The 15,419-nt window shown below is 56.9% G+C and carries 14 protein-coding genes; 8 read left to right on the forward strand and 6 right to left on the reverse strand.

What is annotated here, in order from left to right; translation table 11 throughout:
- Positions 1-208 precede the first annotated feature (208 nt).
- Together CSR02_RS06010 and CSR02_RS06015 are read left to right on the forward strand one after the other, a co-directional pair.
- Positions 209-862 (forward strand): LysE family translocator, encoded by a 654-nt coding sequence (locus tag CSR02_RS06010; RefSeq protein WP_099541115.1) that lies wholly within the window; start codon positions 209-211, stop codon positions 860-862.
- Positions 863-995: 133 nt separating this feature from the next.
- A complete protein-coding gene (locus CSR02_RS06015; RefSeq protein WP_042786950.1) occupies positions 996-1,214 on the forward strand; it encodes a hypothetical protein in 219 nt (72 codons plus the stop codon).
- 43 nt (positions 1,215-1,257) lie between these two features.
- Here the strand turns inward: CSR02_RS06015 and CSR02_RS06020 are convergent, their stop codons facing one another.
- Together CSR02_RS06020 and CSR02_RS06025 are read right to left on the reverse strand one after the other, a co-directional pair.
- Positions 1,258-3,246: a Hint domain-containing protein gene (locus CSR02_RS06020; RefSeq protein ID WP_244176823.1), complete on the reverse strand. Its 1,989-nt coding sequence runs from the start codon at positions 3,244-3,246 to the stop codon at positions 1,258-1,260.
- 214 nt (positions 3,247-3,460) lie between these two features.
- Positions 3,461-4,297: a LexA family transcriptional regulator gene (locus CSR02_RS06025; protein ID WP_099540920.1), complete on the reverse strand. Its 837-nt coding sequence runs from the start codon at positions 4,295-4,297 to the stop codon at positions 3,461-3,463.
- Between the two features lie 158 nt (positions 4,298-4,455).
- Here CSR02_RS06025 and CSR02_RS06030 point away from each other — a divergent pair, with 158 nt between their 5' ends.
- Genes CSR02_RS06030 through CSR02_RS06045 form a run of 4 tightly spaced genes read left to right on the forward strand, consistent with a single transcriptional unit; the run spans position 4,456 to position 7,084 of the window.
- A complete protein-coding gene (locus CSR02_RS06030) occupies positions 4,456-5,115 on the forward strand; it encodes a hypothetical protein (protein WP_099540921.1) in 660 nt (219 codons plus the stop codon).
- A complete protein-coding gene (locus CSR02_RS06035; protein ID WP_099540922.1) occupies positions 5,115-5,960 on the forward strand; it encodes a winged helix-turn-helix domain-containing protein in 846 nt (281 codons plus the stop codon). The genes CSR02_RS06030 and CSR02_RS06035 overlap by 1 nt, the downstream gene beginning before the upstream one ends.
- Before the next feature lies 1 nt (position 5,961).
- Entirely contained in the window at positions 5,962-6,531 is a 570-nt protein-coding gene (locus CSR02_RS06040) for a hypothetical protein (RefSeq protein ID WP_244176827.1), read from the forward strand.
- A gap of 19 nt (positions 6,532-6,550) precedes the next feature.
- Positions 6,551-7,084 carry a hypothetical protein gene (locus CSR02_RS06045; RefSeq protein ID WP_099540923.1) on the forward strand — a complete coding sequence of 178 codons (534 nt, stop codon included), beginning with the start codon at positions 6,551-6,553 and terminating at the stop codon, positions 7,082-7,084.
- Between the two features lie 90 nt (positions 7,085-7,174).
- Here CSR02_RS06045 and CSR02_RS06050 read toward each other — a convergent pair whose 3' ends face one another.
- Positions 7,175-8,917, reverse strand: a complete 1,743-nt coding sequence (locus CSR02_RS06050; RefSeq protein ID WP_099540924.1) for a Hint domain-containing protein — start codon at positions 8,915-8,917, stop codon at positions 7,175-7,177.
- Between the two features lie 316 nt (positions 8,918-9,233).
- Here CSR02_RS06050 and CSR02_RS06055 point away from each other — a divergent pair, with 316 nt between their 5' ends.
- The gene (locus tag CSR02_RS06055; protein WP_099541116.1) at positions 9,234-9,788 is read left to right on the forward strand and encodes a recombinase family protein; all 555 of its coding nucleotides are present in this window, start codon (positions 9,234-9,236) and stop codon (positions 9,786-9,788) included.
- 78 nt (positions 9,789-9,866) lie between these two features.
- Here CSR02_RS06055 and CSR02_RS06060 read toward each other — a convergent pair whose 3' ends face one another.
- From CSR02_RS06060 to CSR02_RS16560, 3 genes are all read right to left on the reverse strand, one after another.
- Positions 9,867-10,964, reverse strand: coding sequence for a Hint domain-containing protein (locus CSR02_RS06060; RefSeq protein ID WP_099541117.1), 1,098 nt, complete (start codon positions 10,962-10,964; stop codon positions 9,867-9,869).
- A gap of 623 nt (positions 10,965-11,587) precedes the next feature.
- Positions 11,588-12,931 carry a B12-binding domain-containing radical SAM protein gene (locus CSR02_RS06065; protein WP_026019463.1) on the reverse strand — a complete coding sequence of 448 codons (1,344 nt, stop codon included), beginning with the start codon at positions 12,929-12,931 and terminating at the stop codon, positions 11,588-11,590.
- Between the two features lie 22 nt (positions 12,932-12,953).
- Positions 12,954-13,493, reverse strand: coding sequence for a hypothetical protein (locus CSR02_RS16560; RefSeq protein WP_167384103.1), 540 nt, complete (start codon positions 13,491-13,493; stop codon positions 12,954-12,956).
- On the opposite strand from CSR02_RS16560, the gene CSR02_RS06070 reads away from it, so the two are divergent.
- Positions 13,392-15,416 carry an acyltransferase family protein gene (locus CSR02_RS06070; protein WP_099540925.1) on the forward strand — a complete coding sequence of 675 codons (2,025 nt, stop codon included), beginning with the start codon at positions 13,392-13,394 and terminating at the stop codon, positions 15,414-15,416. The two genes, CSR02_RS16560 and CSR02_RS06070, sit on opposite strands and share 102 nt — an antisense overlap.
- Positions 15,417-15,419 lie beyond the last annotated feature (3 nt).

Genomic DNA, 15,419 nt, shown 5'->3' on the forward strand with positions numbered 1-15,419 from the left:
GTGCATTGTGTTAAGGATTCTCAAATATAAAAATACAAAAAAGGTATATAAAAAGTAAATAAAACAAAAAAATATTTTCATTACTTTAAAAGTGATGGAACTTTTTCAAAAATTTCGTCACGCGGCTGTGTTCCGCCATTTCTGGCTCTGTGGCCTGTTGGGGTATAAAAACACTCCATCCAAAACCTCGGCGCAAAGGGCCTGTAGTATGAACTGGCATGAGTGGAGCGTGTTCTGCGGCATCGTGTTTTTTCTGTGTGCCATTCCCGGCCCCAACATGCTGCATGTGCTGGCCAGCGTGGCGCGGGTGGGCATGGCGCGCGGGGTGGCCACCATGCTGGGCTGCCTTAGCGCGGTTGTGCTGGTGCTTGTGGCCTCTGCCGCGGGGTTGGGGGCAGCACTTGCGGCCTCTCCACATCTGTTTGGTGTTTTGCGCGTGTGCGGGGCCGCGTATCTGATCTGGCTTGGCGTGCAGGCATGGCGAGAGGGCGGGCAAATACCTGCACCACCCACACCCGCGCCACAGCGTGCACCCCAGGCAGCGCAAACCGTACCGTATGATGGCGCGTGGGGGCGGTGGCGCAGAGGGTTTTGGGTGGGCCTGAGCAACCCCAAGCTGTTGCTGTTTGCGGCGGCGTTTTTCCCGCAGTTTATTACGCCACAAGCCCCGCATCTGCCGCAGTTTGTGGTGCTGATAACCACCTTCGCGCTGCTGGAAACCCTGTGGTACGCCGTTTATGCCGTGGGGGGTTACACACTGGCCCAGCAGTTGCAGCGCCCCTCTGTGCGCCGGGTGTTCAACCGTATTACGGCCTGTGTGTTTGTGGGCTTTGGGGCCGTACTTTTACGGGGCCGGGCCTAAGCATACCTCAGCCGTGGGGGAGGGGCAGGTATTCGCTACGCTTGTTGTGAGGGCTGCGCTAGTTGATTACGATACGCAATAACAGTAATACGCAGCCCAGCCCGCAACATTGGCCGGATAGGATACACAGCACATGTCTCAGCCCAAAAAGGGATGGCCCAGAAGCTGGCCTTTGGCCGTGCTGTGCTGCTGCATTATTCTTGGCCTTTCCATTGCCGCGTTTAGCATGGGGGTGGCGCTGGTGCTGGAAAACAGCGTGGCCGGGCCGCTCTGGCTGTTTATTTCCGCCATTACTTATTACATTGCCGATCAATCCATAGAATGGAAGAACAGGCCCGGCGGCGGTAACTAAAAACCCCCGCATAAACAGATAGTTATGCGGGGGCGTAGCGGTTTTAGCCGTTGGCGCGTGCCCGTAGCGGCGCAGTATCGGCCACAGTGGCAAAATACGGGCCAGCACGGCGCACTTCCACAGTAAGCAGGGCCGGGCCATGCGCTGCGGCGGTGCCTAGCGGCAACAGGGCGTTGCCGTTTGTCCAGCGGGTGTTCTTGTGCGGTTTGGTCACCCAGCCGTTTTCGGGCGATGTGATGGCTGTATCCAAATGCGGGGTGAGCATGGTGGTTTGCCCACCGGCCAGCACCGTTACGCGGCCAACAAGCACACCTCTGTTATGCCGGTCATCCACAAACGGGCCTGCCACATCACACGCCCGCGCACTGCGAGAAACAAGATGCACGGCCTGTGTGCCTGCAGGCAGCATGAAGGACACCTGCGCCCCCGTTACCCGCAAGGGGCGGATAACACGGCCTGCCGGGGTAACAAGGTGCAGGTCGGGGTTGGTGGTGGTTTCTGGCGCTGTGGGGGCGGGCTGGTGGCCTGCCACATCGGGCGCGCGGGCGGCCAACATGCGCCACAGCGGTTCTGCCAGAGGCCGGGCAACACCTAGCGGCGCGGCTGCGTGCTCTGCCCAGTTTTTGGGCTTGGCCCCAAGGGTCACAACATTGCCATCCGATACAAAGCTGGGGCGGTTGCCGGTATCCAGATAGCTTTCTGTCAGCATACCATTGGCCATGATGATGCTGTGTTGCGCTGTTTCCACATGGTAATAGCTGTAAGTGGTTATGGTGCGATCATAAAAGATGCTGCTGCCATTTACCAACATGCGCACAGGCACCAAATGCCCATTGGCAAAAATGCAGTGCTCGGCAGTTACCAGCAGATCCTGGTTGGGCACGCCGGGGGCAAAGGCATCTGCCAAAATACGCACGGGCCAGCCTGCCATATCATCGGGCAGAGCGGGGTTGACCGTGGCCTGCGCCGTGCCAGCCCACACCACCTGCCGAGCATGGGTGGTGCCATCGGCGGCAAATGTCAGCACCTCATCCCCCCGGCGGATGTTTTCCACCGCTACCGCGCCGTTGGGTGTGGCAATCATGCTGCCAGCCAGAAAGCACACAACGGCTTGCCCGTTATCCTGAAAGGTCGTCTGGGGGTTACCTTCCGTGGGGGCATCTTTGAAGGAGCTGTCATACGTGACAGATTTGGGCTGGACAGTCTCCCCCGCTGTCGTGACCAATGAGACATTGCTAACGCTGAGTGTGGCGGTATCAACAATCTGCCCGTTCACGCCCAGCCTGTCTCCACTTTTCAGGCCGGTAATGGATACGCCTGCGGCCTTGCCACCTGTTGGCAACACCACCGTGTTGTTGCCCGTGCCAAACACAACAGTGGCTGTGGGCCATGTGGCGTTGCCAAACGTGGCGGTTGCGCCATTGTTCAGCGTAAGCGTGCCATTATATTGAAAATTGGGCGTAAAGGTGGAGGACGTAACCGTAATGGGGCCACTATAGCTGAGCCCGTTATCATATGAGCTGACATTGGAGCCATTGGTAATGTTCAGCGCCCCGGCCGTGGCGCCGTTGACCGTGCCGATGACAATATTGGAATCATCAATGTTCAGCGTGCCGCCAGAGGCCACACCGAACATGAAGCCAGAGGCGTGCCAATCCTGCGTGACATCCTTGAACGTGGCCGTGCCACCGTTGTTGACTGTCAGGCCGCTATCTGTTTTCAGCGCGCGTGAAATGGTGGCGCTGCCGCCGTTATTCACTATCAGGGCGCCAAATGTCAGATTGGTGGTGCTGCTGACAATGCTCAGCTTGCCCTGTACGTCTATGACCATATGCCCCAGATCCGTCACGCGTGACGGAAGGGTGACATCTGCCCCAGCGGGAATGGTTACGGTGCCAGATGTGTTGGCGTCTGGCGCATTGGGTGCGGGCTGGCCGTTATAGAGCCAGTTGCTTGCGTTGTCCCAATCTCCCCCTGAAGTAGGGCCAACCCATGTGTAGGATGAACCTGTGGTCGAAGCCGTATTTGTCATAGATTTGTATAGTCCTGTGCGAATACAGTAAAAACATTCAGCAAGCAGATGAGTACTTGGTGTTTTTGTTCACTTTAAGGCGTTGTTTGGTTGATCTTAACGCGTTGGTAAAGTATATTTACGCAGCAGGAAACAGGACCGCAAGGGTCTTGTTAAAGAAAAAGTGAGGTATTCACGAACTCTCAATACGACTGTTGCAGAAAAGTCGCATCACCTATACGCAATGCGCATACCACACGACACGGCCCAAAATAAGGGCATGGCTGGCGGGCAGGTTATAGGCAGAAAACCGCTTGTTTTCGCAGCTTATATGCACCACCTGGCGGCCGTGGGCATCAAACGTGCGCTCTGCCCAGCGGCACACCACGTTTTCCCCATCAAACAGCACAAAAAGCCCCGGTTCGGCCAAGGTGGTGCGCCGGGTGTCCAGCAGCACCATATCGCCATCACGCAGCAGGGGTTCCATGGCTTGGCCTTCCACCATCAGGGCGCGCAAATCTGCGGCATGGGCGTTCAGGCGCTGGGTAATCAGGCTTTCTTCAAAATATTTGGGGCTGCCCAGCATTTGCGCTTCATCATACTGGCCGCGCAGTGTGCTGCGCCGGGCCAGAAACGGCACCGTAACATAGCCCGGCGGGGCCGGTGGTGCAGAAGGCGGTGGCGGTGTGGGCAGCCGCAAGTAGTGTTGCGCGCCAGAATGCGGCCTTGTTGGGCCGGAAGGGTGCGTATCATCCAGCGTGGTGTGCCCACGTGCAAAACCTGTTTTTTCTGGCGGGGTAAAGGGTGGGGGCAGGTATGGGGTGCGGCGCTCACGCAGCATCAGCCCCGGCTGGGCATGGTCCACACCGGGAAAAAGCAGATCCCGCGCAGTGCAGCCCAGCACGGCGGCAATACATTCCAGCTTTTCCCCCCCGGGGTTACGAGACTTCCCCTTGAGAATATCGCGCACATAGGTATCGCCCACACCCGCTTTGCGGGCCAGCGCCTTTTGGGAGAGCCCAAGCTGGGCCATCCTGCGTTCCAGTTCATCTGCTACGGGTGATCTTGTCATGGCCTGTGCACTATTCCATGCCGGAGCCATGCGCGCAAAAGGGGATATATCCCATTTTTTGGGTTGACGCTGCGTGAGTGGTCACCATAGCGTCCGGGGCAGGCCATGTTTTGGTGGTGTTAATGGCCAGCCACCCTGCAACCCACGGATCACCCATTATGCCTGTTTCCGGTTCCATTGTGTTTGATATTTCATCAAAACAGTTTTCAAATCATAATGTTTTGCCATTTCCTAACCTGCTGTCTTTGCGGAAGGGGGGAGGGGTTATGGCCAGTGGCACCCCCACCCCCAAGCGTGCAGGAAAAGGGGCGGCCAACACGGACCATAAGGGGGGCAGGCCGGGGGATGTAGATGTTTCTATCCCCTTAACGTGGTGTGATACATCACACGGAAATACCGAATCCGCCCCGCCGGTGCCAGAGGATGGGAGTGTGAGCACACGGGCCTGCCAGCAGGCGCAGCGGCCCGGCACATCGGCCCAGATGGTGGCCAGCATGGTGGGGTTGCGGCGCAGGGGCTATTCTTTCCGGCGGATCGGGCGGGAAGTGGGCCGGTGTATGGAGGGCGTGCGGCAGGTGCTCATGCGGTATGAAGATGCCCTGAAGGCCCAATCCCCCGCCCACGCGCCCCAGCCCAAAGGCTATGCCGAACTGGTGCGAGACCCCGAACCCCTGCCCGCAGGCCACCCCATTGCCATGCGTGGGCTTTGGAAAGGGTTGGAACACTGGCAACCCGCGCAGGCACACGCTCCCACCACATGGCAGCAGGATGAAGCAGCCCTTGCCCAAGCCCTGCTGTGGAACGGAGGTGCTGCTTAATGCCCCGTTCTGCTGCTTCAGCCTCATCCCCCGCAACGCCCGCAGCCACACCCGCCAGCACGCGGCGCAGGTGGTCCAAGTTCTGGTGGCAGGACCATGAGCGAGATCCCGCCTTGCGCTTGTGCAGTCTGGCAGCCCAAGGCTTGTGGATGCGCCTGCTATGCCTGATGCACGAGGCCGAGCCCTACGGCCATTTATGTGTCAACGGTAAACCCCTGCACCCGCGCCAGATTGCCCAGATGGTGGGCGTAGGCCCGCAGCAGGTGCGCCGCTATATGGCAGAGCTGCAAGATGCCGGCGTGTATGCCATCACGGCGGAGGGGGTGCCGTATTCTCGCCGTTTGGTGCGAGACCGCGCTGCATCCGATGCCGGGGCCGCGTGGGGCCGCACCGGGGGCAACCCGCAGCTTAAGCCCGATGCCCCCACAACCGAGGCCGGACAGGGGATAACACCCCTACCCGAAGCCAAGGTTATGCTCCAAGAAGCAGAGGCAGAAACAGAGGCAGAAGCAGAACATCCCCTCACCAAGTTCGGGCCGGACACGGATGCGCGCACGCATCTGTTCAAATCTGGTCTGGCGTTTTTAAAAAAGGCCACCGGCAGGCCAGATCGGTCCGCCCGTGCCATTCTGGGCCGCTGGCTGAAGCTGACGGGGGATGATGCCACCGTGGTGCTGAACGTGCTGGCCGAATGTGCCAACTTTAATCCCGCAGAACCTGTGGCGTGGATAGATGCCACCCTGCGCACCCAGTTGCAGATGCGCCCCGCGCCAGAAGAACCCACCAGCCAGCACGCCCGCCGCATGGCCGCGTGGGATGGCGTGCCGGATGTGGAGGGCGTGTAACATGCCGCATCTTTCACACAGCGCAAGCGTTGTGCAGCCGCATGCAGCGTGGCGAGGGCCGGGCAAGGGCTGTTCCACGCCGCCGGTGCCGCAGGGTGGGGGTGGCTACACGCCTGCGCCGCCAGATGTGCAAGCCCTGTTTGCCGCCCTGCGTGAGGGCGTGGCCCTAACTGCGCGGGATATGCCGCCCAATGTTATGGCCCATGTGCAGGCTTGCTGGCAGCATGTGCAGGGGGCCATGCAGCCGGTTAGCCAACCCATTGTGGCCGCGTGGTTGAAAAAACTGGGGCAGCTTGTTTCCAACCCACCGGGGGCGGCAGATGCCGCAGCACAATGCCGCGCCATATACGAGGTCTGTGCGGATATGCCCGTAGGGGCGTGGTGCCCGCAGGCGCGTCTGGCATGGGCGCGCCAGCCTGCCCGCAATGGTTACCCTGTAGGTGCGCGCTGGCCAGCCCCGGCAGAACTGCGTGCCGTGCTGCTGCCTTTTGCAAACACCATCTGGCGCGATGCCCGCGGCTGCAAGGCGCTGCTGGCGCTTGATACGCGTGCGCCAGATTTGCAAAAATAATGATGTTTCAGGACTGTTTATGAAAACGCATACAAACCCCGCACAGGCCCCAACCCCCAATGCCCTTATGGCTCAGGCCACGCTTAACCGCCCGCGCCGCACGGTGCAGGGGCTGCTACAGGCCGGAGACATTACGCAGGCTGCCGCCGATGCCGCAGAGCGCTGGTGCCGCAACTATGTATTTGGCTACTATGATTATCTGGAACACACCAGCCCCGCCCCACAAGGCCAGACCGTGCGGCATGATGCCGTATCCTGGCAGATGGTGCGTGCGCAGGCCATGGCGCGTATTACCGCGGTGCGTGATGCACTGGGCCTGTGCGCCCACCAGCGTTTGCGCATGATGCTGGTGGATGATCTTTCCTTCCGCGCTATGGGGGAGGCCCTGTTCCCCACCATTTCCAGCAGTTCTGCCCAGCGCAAGATTGCGGCGCAATGTGCCCTGGTGCTGGAACAGCTGGCAGCGTTGGAGGAAACATTCCGCCGTGCAGCGCAGGAAAAAAGAAAACGCACCCCAAAAACCACACCTGCACACAGCAAGGTTTTAAAATAAAACCCTCAACCCCACCTACGCCATGCAAAAAGGGCCGATGCTTGCGCACCAGCCCCTTTTTGCAAAACAGGTGTTTGCAATAAAGCGTTTTTATACAGCTTCTTTGCGTTCTGCCGTGGCCTCGGCCTGCATGGTGTAGGTGCCTGTTGCCAGCACCTGCACCTGTAGCAGGCAAAGCCCCTGCAACCCTGCGGGAAGCGGCAGAACGGCGTGGCCGTTTGTCCAGCGTGCGCGCCGGGAAGCCCCCATAATATGCCAGCCTTGCAGATCATCGGTGTTCAGATGTGTGGTGATGGCGTGCACCGTGCCCGCAGAGGCCACGCTGATCTGCCCGATAGCCACACCCATAATGCGCCGGTCATCTACAAACGGGCCTTCTGCATCACACGGGCGGAATGTGCGGGAGACAAGATGCACATTTTCCAAATCCTGCGCGGGCAGCATAAAGGTATAGGTATCTTTATTGTGCCGCAACGGGCGGATGGTGTGCCCATTTGCCAGAACCAGATGCAGGTTGGGCTGGCGAGATGTTGCGGCAGGCTGCGCGGCCTGCTGCGCCGGATAAAGCGTGCTGCCACGTGTGGCCAGAGTGTGGAACAGAGGTTCTACAAACGCGCGGGAGGTTTCCAGCGTGGCGGCGGCATCCTGCGCCCAGTTTTTAACCGGGGCGCCAATGCGTGCCACGGCACCGGTTTGCGTAAAGCTGGCGCGGTTGCCGGTATCCAGATAACTTTCTGTAAACGTGCCGTTGGCCATGATAACGGCATGGTCTTCGGTTTCAATGTGGTAGTAGTCGTAACTGGTAATGCTTTTGTCGTACACAATGGATGTGCCGTTTACCAGCATGCGTGCAGGCACAAAACGGCCTTGCAGATACAGGCTGTGTTCTGGCGTAATCAGCAGGTCTGCTTCGGGCACGCCTGCGGCAATGGCGTTGGCGCGCACACGCACGGGGTAGCCGGCCATATCATCTGGCTGATCCGGGTTGACGCGGGCCTGTGCCTTGCCCACCCATGTAACGGGGCGCGCGGTGGCCTGGCCATCTGCATCAAATGTCAGAACCTCTTGCCCCATCACCATGTTTTCCACCGCAACATCACCGTTGGGTGTGCGGATCATGCTGCCGGGTAAAAAGCAGATAAGGGCATCTGAGGCGCCGTTGGAATCATCATATATCTTGGTCTGGCCGTTTTTCATGTCAAACGGGTTGCCATCAATATAGATGGTGCGGGTGAGCACGTTGATGCCTGCAAGGCCCAAAAGCTGTGTGATTGGCCCGGTATCATCCTGAACGGTGGTGACACCATTGAAATAGTTGACACTGATAGGAACAGCAAGTGATCCACCCAGAAATTTCTGGTAGGGCAAATCCAGCACAAAATTGTCTGGCGGTGTGCTGGTGGCGTTGCCTTTGTCATCTACATAAGAGATGGGCAGGTTAAGCGTAACCGCAGCAAGGCCGGGCTGATCAATTTTAAGCACCCCACCCGCAGGCCCGATGGTAATGCCTGAAAGTGCTGAAACATCCAGAAGCTGGGTGGTGGATTCGTAAGTTCCGCCATCAATATTAATGGCTTTAAGAGCGGTTATGTTGGCCAGCCCGCCATCATTTATCAGGGTTGCGCCGTTGCGTACGCTTACGTAGGACAGCGCGCTTACGCCTGCAAGGCCGGACGTAAAATCCACCACCACCGGGTCATCTGCCGGGGTTTGTGCGTTGCGGGTAACAATAATGCCAGACAGAGCCGAAATCTGGGCAAGGCTGGACAGGTCTCCACTACTGTAAATGGTGGCAACGCCTGCGTTAACCGAGATGAGTGCGGGGGAGGACATTTTTGTTTCCTTACGAATCTGTCAGGAGACTTTAGAAATTATTTTCCAAGCTTTGTGTAAGGGAAACAGGACCATAATGGTTAGCAATTTTTATTTTCAAAAATAGTAAATTTATGAAAAATATCTTTTTATATAAACAGAACTTTTAAAATTAAAATTATGACATAAATGGAAATCCGTTTATTTTCCGCTCAGAATGTTTCTATGGCCGCAAAGGAATGGTATAGGGCGATTCTGAAAAGTTCATAAATCTTCAGAACATAATAAAATTTCATCTTATTGAGATAGAATGAATAATCTGCATGCGGAGAAAATTATGGTTGTGGGTTATATAAGTGCAGATTGCCCTTTTATTAGTAAAAAGGAACAGGTAAAAAAACTGGAAGAATTTGGATGTAGTAGTATAATAGTAAAGAGTTTTGCAAAAACAGGTTTACCATTTGTGCAATTTGTTGCCCAGCTTAAGGCCGGGTCAACCATTGTTGTGGCGCGGATGGACTGTATAGTCAGCAGTTGGCGGCATTTACGTAATATTATTATGCAGGTTCAGCAAAAAAACTGTACCCTCACCTCTCTGGATGAGCCTTGGGCCAACACCACAGCCGAGCGTGGCATACTGATGTTGGAAGTGCTGATTGGCATTGAAGATCTTGAAAAACGCTTTATACGCCACAGAATGTCTTGCGGGCGGCAAAAAGCCATATCTGCCTGGTGCCGCATAGGGCGCCCCAGAAAACTGACACAACAGCACTTTCAGGACATGGCGCAGGCGCGTGCCAAAGGGCTGACGCTGCGCGAAATTGCCCAGCAGCATAATGTAAGTATCAGCATGGTTTCACGCATATTGCAAAAACTTAAAGTGATATCATAAAAGTTTTACATCATTCCGCAGCGCAGCCCGTGTGCCAAAAAGCTGCGGAATGGCAATGCTTTTTAAAACTGCCTATTCTTACTTATAATTTTTACGCGGTCCATGAAAATCATGATGCCGGTAGGGAATGCTCTCCAATATTTGAACGCATAAAAGGCCCATTCTGTTTTTACCGCGCTCTGGCTCCAAAGGCAGGTGGGCGTGGCCGTCTGTCCAGCGGCCGGGCTGGCCATCATGCGGGTGCCATCCGGGCAGGTTTTTTTGCAAATGGGTAGAAATATTTTTGGGCTTTCTGTTTTCCTGCAAGGTAATGTTGCCCACGCGCACGCCCAGCCGCCGTTTGTCTTGCAGGTATGGGGCAAGAACATCCACCGGCCTGCTGGCGCGGGAGGAAAGATGCACATCATGCACATTGGGCGGCAGCATAAACATGGCCAGATTATCCTGCTCCCGCGCTTTGCGGATAAGCTTGCCCGTATCTGTTATCAGGCTGAGCTCATGTTCATGCGTTATGGCATGAGATGTTGAAAATTTGCTTTGCAGCCCGCAGTGTTTTGCCCGGTCTAGCAGGCGGTGATACAGCGGGGCCACTACGGCGCGCTCTGTTACCACGGGCACATCTGTGCGGGTGTGCCAGTGCGTGTTGTTGGGGCATGGCGGCAGGGCGCTGGCCACCAAAAGGCCCTGGGCCACAATAATGGCCGGGGTTTGTGTTTGGATAGGGTAGGCCGTGTATTTTTGAAAACTGTGATCATAAAAAATGGAAACGCGGTTTGTAAGAAGGGCCGCGGGCACAAATTTGTTTTCAAAAAACAGGCATTGGTCGGGTGTAAGCAGCACATCCTGCGTGGGCAGGTTATCTGCAATGGCGTGTTTTATAATTCTTATGGGGTAGCCGGCCTCATCCTCTGGCTGGGTGGGCTGCACATTTACGTGCTGGGCGGCAACCTTGGTAATGGTGGCGCAAACCTCGGCCATTTCGGGGTCATACGTTATCAGCTTTTGCGTGGGTGTTAGGGTTTGAACAGGCACATGGCCCGTTTGGGTATAAATGTCTGTGCCGTGCAAAACGCCCGGAAGGGAAGGGGAAGGTACATGCATCTCTCCCGTGGGGAGGGATGGCTCATCTGGTTTATGAATATCATGCACAAGCGCATGGCGGGGAAGCGCTGTCATTTCTTCCTTCTGACTGACACAGGGGAAAGGTGTTTCCCTCACATGTGTTTCAAACTTAAATGCGTCCTGCCCCGCGAAAGGATAAGGGGCATTTAGAAACTTTTTTGCAATGCCTGTGCTGCATAGGGTGCAAACGTCCAAAGGCCCGTGCGCCCACCGCGTTTATCTGGCTTTGCTTGTCGCTATACTGACCAAGAAGCCAGATTTTGCCAAGTGGTAAAAAATAAATAAAGTGCGTGAGGTTTGGTGGATATAATTGGCAAGGCTATATAGATTCTCAATACTAAGTGTGAAAAGCATTAACAAACTGTTAAAATAAAAAACTATACTTATAATATTTTCTTTATTTAAGCGTTTGTTCTTGTTTTTCTGTTATTGTTTTGCAGTGTAAAAGATGTGGCAAAGCTAAAAACCCCAGAAATGTAAAGTTATAATGTAAGGCTAAAGGCTGAAAGTGGGATATTTTGATATGTGTGCATTTATTTAACAACAATAACTGTAAAACATGTTTGAGGCTTATTTACGTATGCAATTATATTATGGCTGTAATGTATTTTTGGAGGGGATGGTTCTGTGCTTTCCTCCGCCCTGATGGCAGAGGAAAGCGAGATTTAACAAGGGTGTTAGTAGATATCGAAGTCGTTATTGCCGGTGGAGGAAAACGCCATGCGGCGTTCTGTAAGATCCAGAATCCACGATGACATGTCAGACCGGGTGCGCGGCGGAAAAGGCAGCCGCTTGAAGATGGAGCGCATGGAGTAGAACTTTTTATACATCCACTGAATGCGGGCTTCCATTTCCTTGGGGGAGCAGTTCTTGGGCCAGATCTGGCAGATTTGGCCGGGCCAGCGGTCAATTTCTGGCGCGTTGATAATACGGCCTGCCTTTTCCATACGGTTAAACAGCGCCGTGCCCTTGGTGGGCGTAAGGATGTTGAAATACGCCGCAGGCACCTTGTGCTCCTCCAGAAAGGAGATGGTGGCGCGGTAGATATCGTGGTCTTCATCATCAAAACCGAAGATGAAGTTGAGCGAGTAGCTGATATCGCGCTGGCGCAGGTTTTCAAACATTTCGTGGTAGCGGCTGGCTTTGTTCCAGCCTTTGCGCATGCCGTCCAGAATATCCTTATCAATACTTTCAATACCGATATTCACGTGCATCACGCCGGATTTGCGCGCCAGATCCAGAAACTCCTTATCCAGGCACAGATTGGAGGACCACAGGGTGGACCAGCGAATGCCCAGCGGCACCAGCCCTTCCATCAGTTCCATGGCGCGGCTTTTTTTGCCGCCAAAGTTGCTTTCACCAAAAAAGAAGTGGCTGCCACGGTTTTTGATGAGCTTAAGCTCATTCACCATTTCGTCCACCGGGCGCCAGCGGTAGCGGCCGCCAAGGTAGAACCGTTCGGAGCAGAAATCGCACACAAACGGGCACCCGCGGGAGGATTGCACAGCAAAGGTGCGGAAGGGGCCAAACTTTTTAAGGTCCAGCAGGTCATACCTTGGGGCGGGCAGGCCGTTCAGTTCCTTTAGCGGTGTGGCGCGGTAAATGCTTTTCAGCCGGTTGGCGGCGGCATCATCCAGCATTTCCTTCCAGATGGGTTCGGCCTCACCCACGCCCACGGCATCTACGTGCTCGGCGGCTTCCTCGGCGTTAAAATACACATGGGGGCCACCCATAATCACCTTTACGCCGCGTTTACGAAATTCCTTGGCAATATCGTACGCGCGGTAGGAATGGAGCGTCCAGGCCGTAAGGGCCACAACATCCACCGGGGCATCAAAATCTATATCTTCAAGCTGTTCATCCAGCAGCGTTACTTTCCACTCTGGCGGGGTCAGGGCGGCAAGGTACGGCAGGGCAAGCGGCACCATCTGTCGGCGCTTGGTTTTAAACAGCGTTCGGTCCGTAGGGGCTTTATAATGCGTGGGCTGAATGATCAGAAGGCGTAGGTCATTTGCTGGCATGTGGGTATCAGGATCTGCTGGATTAAAAGAAAAAACGGGCAGATGGTGCCCCTTTGTTACAGAATATACATAAGCAGGGGTGGGGGGCTGTCCACCTCCGCTCAAGCATGGCGGATGTGTGCACACCGTAGCCAATTGCCGCCCCTAAGCTGGCCTGCGGGGTGGCGGTAGGGTGTGGTGTACCCCGTAATAACAGGGATGCACACAGGGCATGGATTTGGCATATCCATGCGTGCGCTGCAATGCGGCGGGGCCGGGCTTTTGGCATGGCACCCATGCTGGCATGTTGGGGCCGTGGGGCGTGCTTTTTGCGGGGTGCGTGGCGGATGTGGCGGCCAAGGCAAGGGGCTTGCGTGTAAAACCTGCGTGTAGGGCGCAATGCAGGATATACGAAGCAGGCGGCGGTGCAGAATATACGTAAGGGCAGGGGCGTAATGGGCTGGCGGCGTAAAGGGGCGGGATGATTGGGTTTGGCTTTTTGCGGCCTGTTATGCAGGCTGCGGCGCGGGGCATGGCGTGGGTGTGGCCCGGCAGCGCCGCCCAGCTTGCTGCCCGGCCCCATGGCGGGTGGCGGGCAGATATAGATGGCCTGCGCGCGCTGGCTGTGGTGGGGGTGGTGGTGTACCACGTTTTTCCCGCCGTGTTGGCCGGTGGGTTTGGCGGGGTGGATGCGTTTTTTGTCATCTCCGGCTTTTTAATCAGCAGGCATCTGGTGGCGCATTTTGGGGCGGGGCGGTTTTCTGTGGCCTCGTTTTTGGCCCGGCGCGTGCGCAGGCTGGCCCCCGCACTGCTGGTGGTGCTGGCCGCAACATTGCTGGCCGGGTGGTTCACCCTGCTGCCCACCGAATTTGCCGCCGTGGGGGCAGATGCCGCAGCGGGTGCGGCATCCCTCGCCAATCTGCAGATGTGGCACGCACAAGGGTATTTTGACCGCGCAGCCGTGCTTAAGCCCCTGCTGCATTTATGGTCTTTGGGGGTGGAGGAGCAGTTCTATCTGCTGTGGCCATTGGTGCTGGCACTTGGCTTTGCCGCGCGGGTGCGTGCGGGTGTGCTGGTGGGGGCCACGGGGGTGGCATGCTTTATATATAGTCTGGCGTGCAGCATGTGGTGGCCGGGAGCGGGGTTTTATTCTCCGCTTAGCCGGGGGTGGGAGTTTATGCTGGGGGCGGGCCTTGCCGTGCATGGCGTGGGGCGTAGCACAGCAGATGCAGGCGCGGTGCGGCAGGGGGCGGCGGCATTGGGTTTGGCCTGCGTGCTGGCCGGGTTTGTGGTGCTGCGGCCGGGCATGGGCTTTCCCGCCCCTTGGGCGCTGTTGCCCGCCGGGGGCACGGCGTTGCTGATTTGGGCCGGGGCGGGCGCGTGGGTAAACCGGCATGTGCTGGCCGCGCGGCCCGTGCGGGCGGTGGGGCTTGTCAGCTACCCGCTGTATCTGTGGCACTGGCCGCTGGTTTCGTGGTTTCATATCGTGCGCGGGGTGGGGGTTATCCACAACCGCGCGGGGTTTGCGCTTATAGGCACAGCACTGGCGCTGGCGTGGCTGACAACCAAAGGTGTGGAAAACCCGCTGCGTGGCGGGCACTTTCGGCGTGGCAAAACGGCAGCACTTGTAGGCGGGCTGGCAGCCATAGGCGTGGCGGGGCTGGCTACATGGCACAATGCCGGCTGGCCGGGGCGGTTTGCGCATACCGCTGCGGGCACGGATCTTTCCGCCATCAATCTGGCGGTGCGCGATGGCATTTTTGCCCCCACGCCACATATGCACATTACGCACGAAGGTGGGCTGACAGTGGCCACCATAGGCCACGCGGGCCAGCCGGTGCTGTTTACGGGGGATAGCCTGCTGTTTCAGTGGGCGCCAAGGGTGGAGGCCCTGTTGCAGCAGGGGCGGCTGAAGCACACGGTTATTTTTGTGGCAGGCCCCAGTTGCAGCCCCTTTGCGGGCGAGGTTTATGAAAAATCCTTTACATATTGCCAAAATATGCAAAGCGTGCAGCGGGGCATCATACAGCGGCAGAAGGTGCAGGCCGTGGTTGTGGGGGCGTTCTGGCCGCGTGTGGTGCAGCACACACCGGGCACAATGGCACAAAAACAGGCGGATTTTGTGCGTGATTTACGCAGCCTTTCCGCCAACGGGGCGCGGCCTGTATGGCTGGTGCTGCCCACCCCGGTAGATGCGCGCTTCAGCCCCGACAGGTTGGTAACACGCAGCCTGATGCATATTGCCATTAACACCCCCTTGCTGGAGCAGGGCATTCCGGCTGAACAGCTACGGCAGGATATGGCGGCGGAAACAGCCTTTTTGCGGCAGGTGGCTGCGCAGGCCGGGGCCAGCGTGTTGGATGCGTGGCCCGATATTTGTGGCACCGGCCCCACCTGTGCGGTCATCACCCCGCCAGCCACCCCAAAATATGCCGATGACAAGCATTTAAGGCCCGGTTTTGTAAGCCAGCACGCCACGTTTTTAGATAACGTGCTGGCCCGTTAGCCC

The organism is Acetobacter pomorum, from assembly GCF_002738225.1.
Lineage (GTDB): Bacteria > Pseudomonadota > Alphaproteobacteria > Acetobacterales > Acetobacteraceae > Acetobacter > Acetobacter pomorum.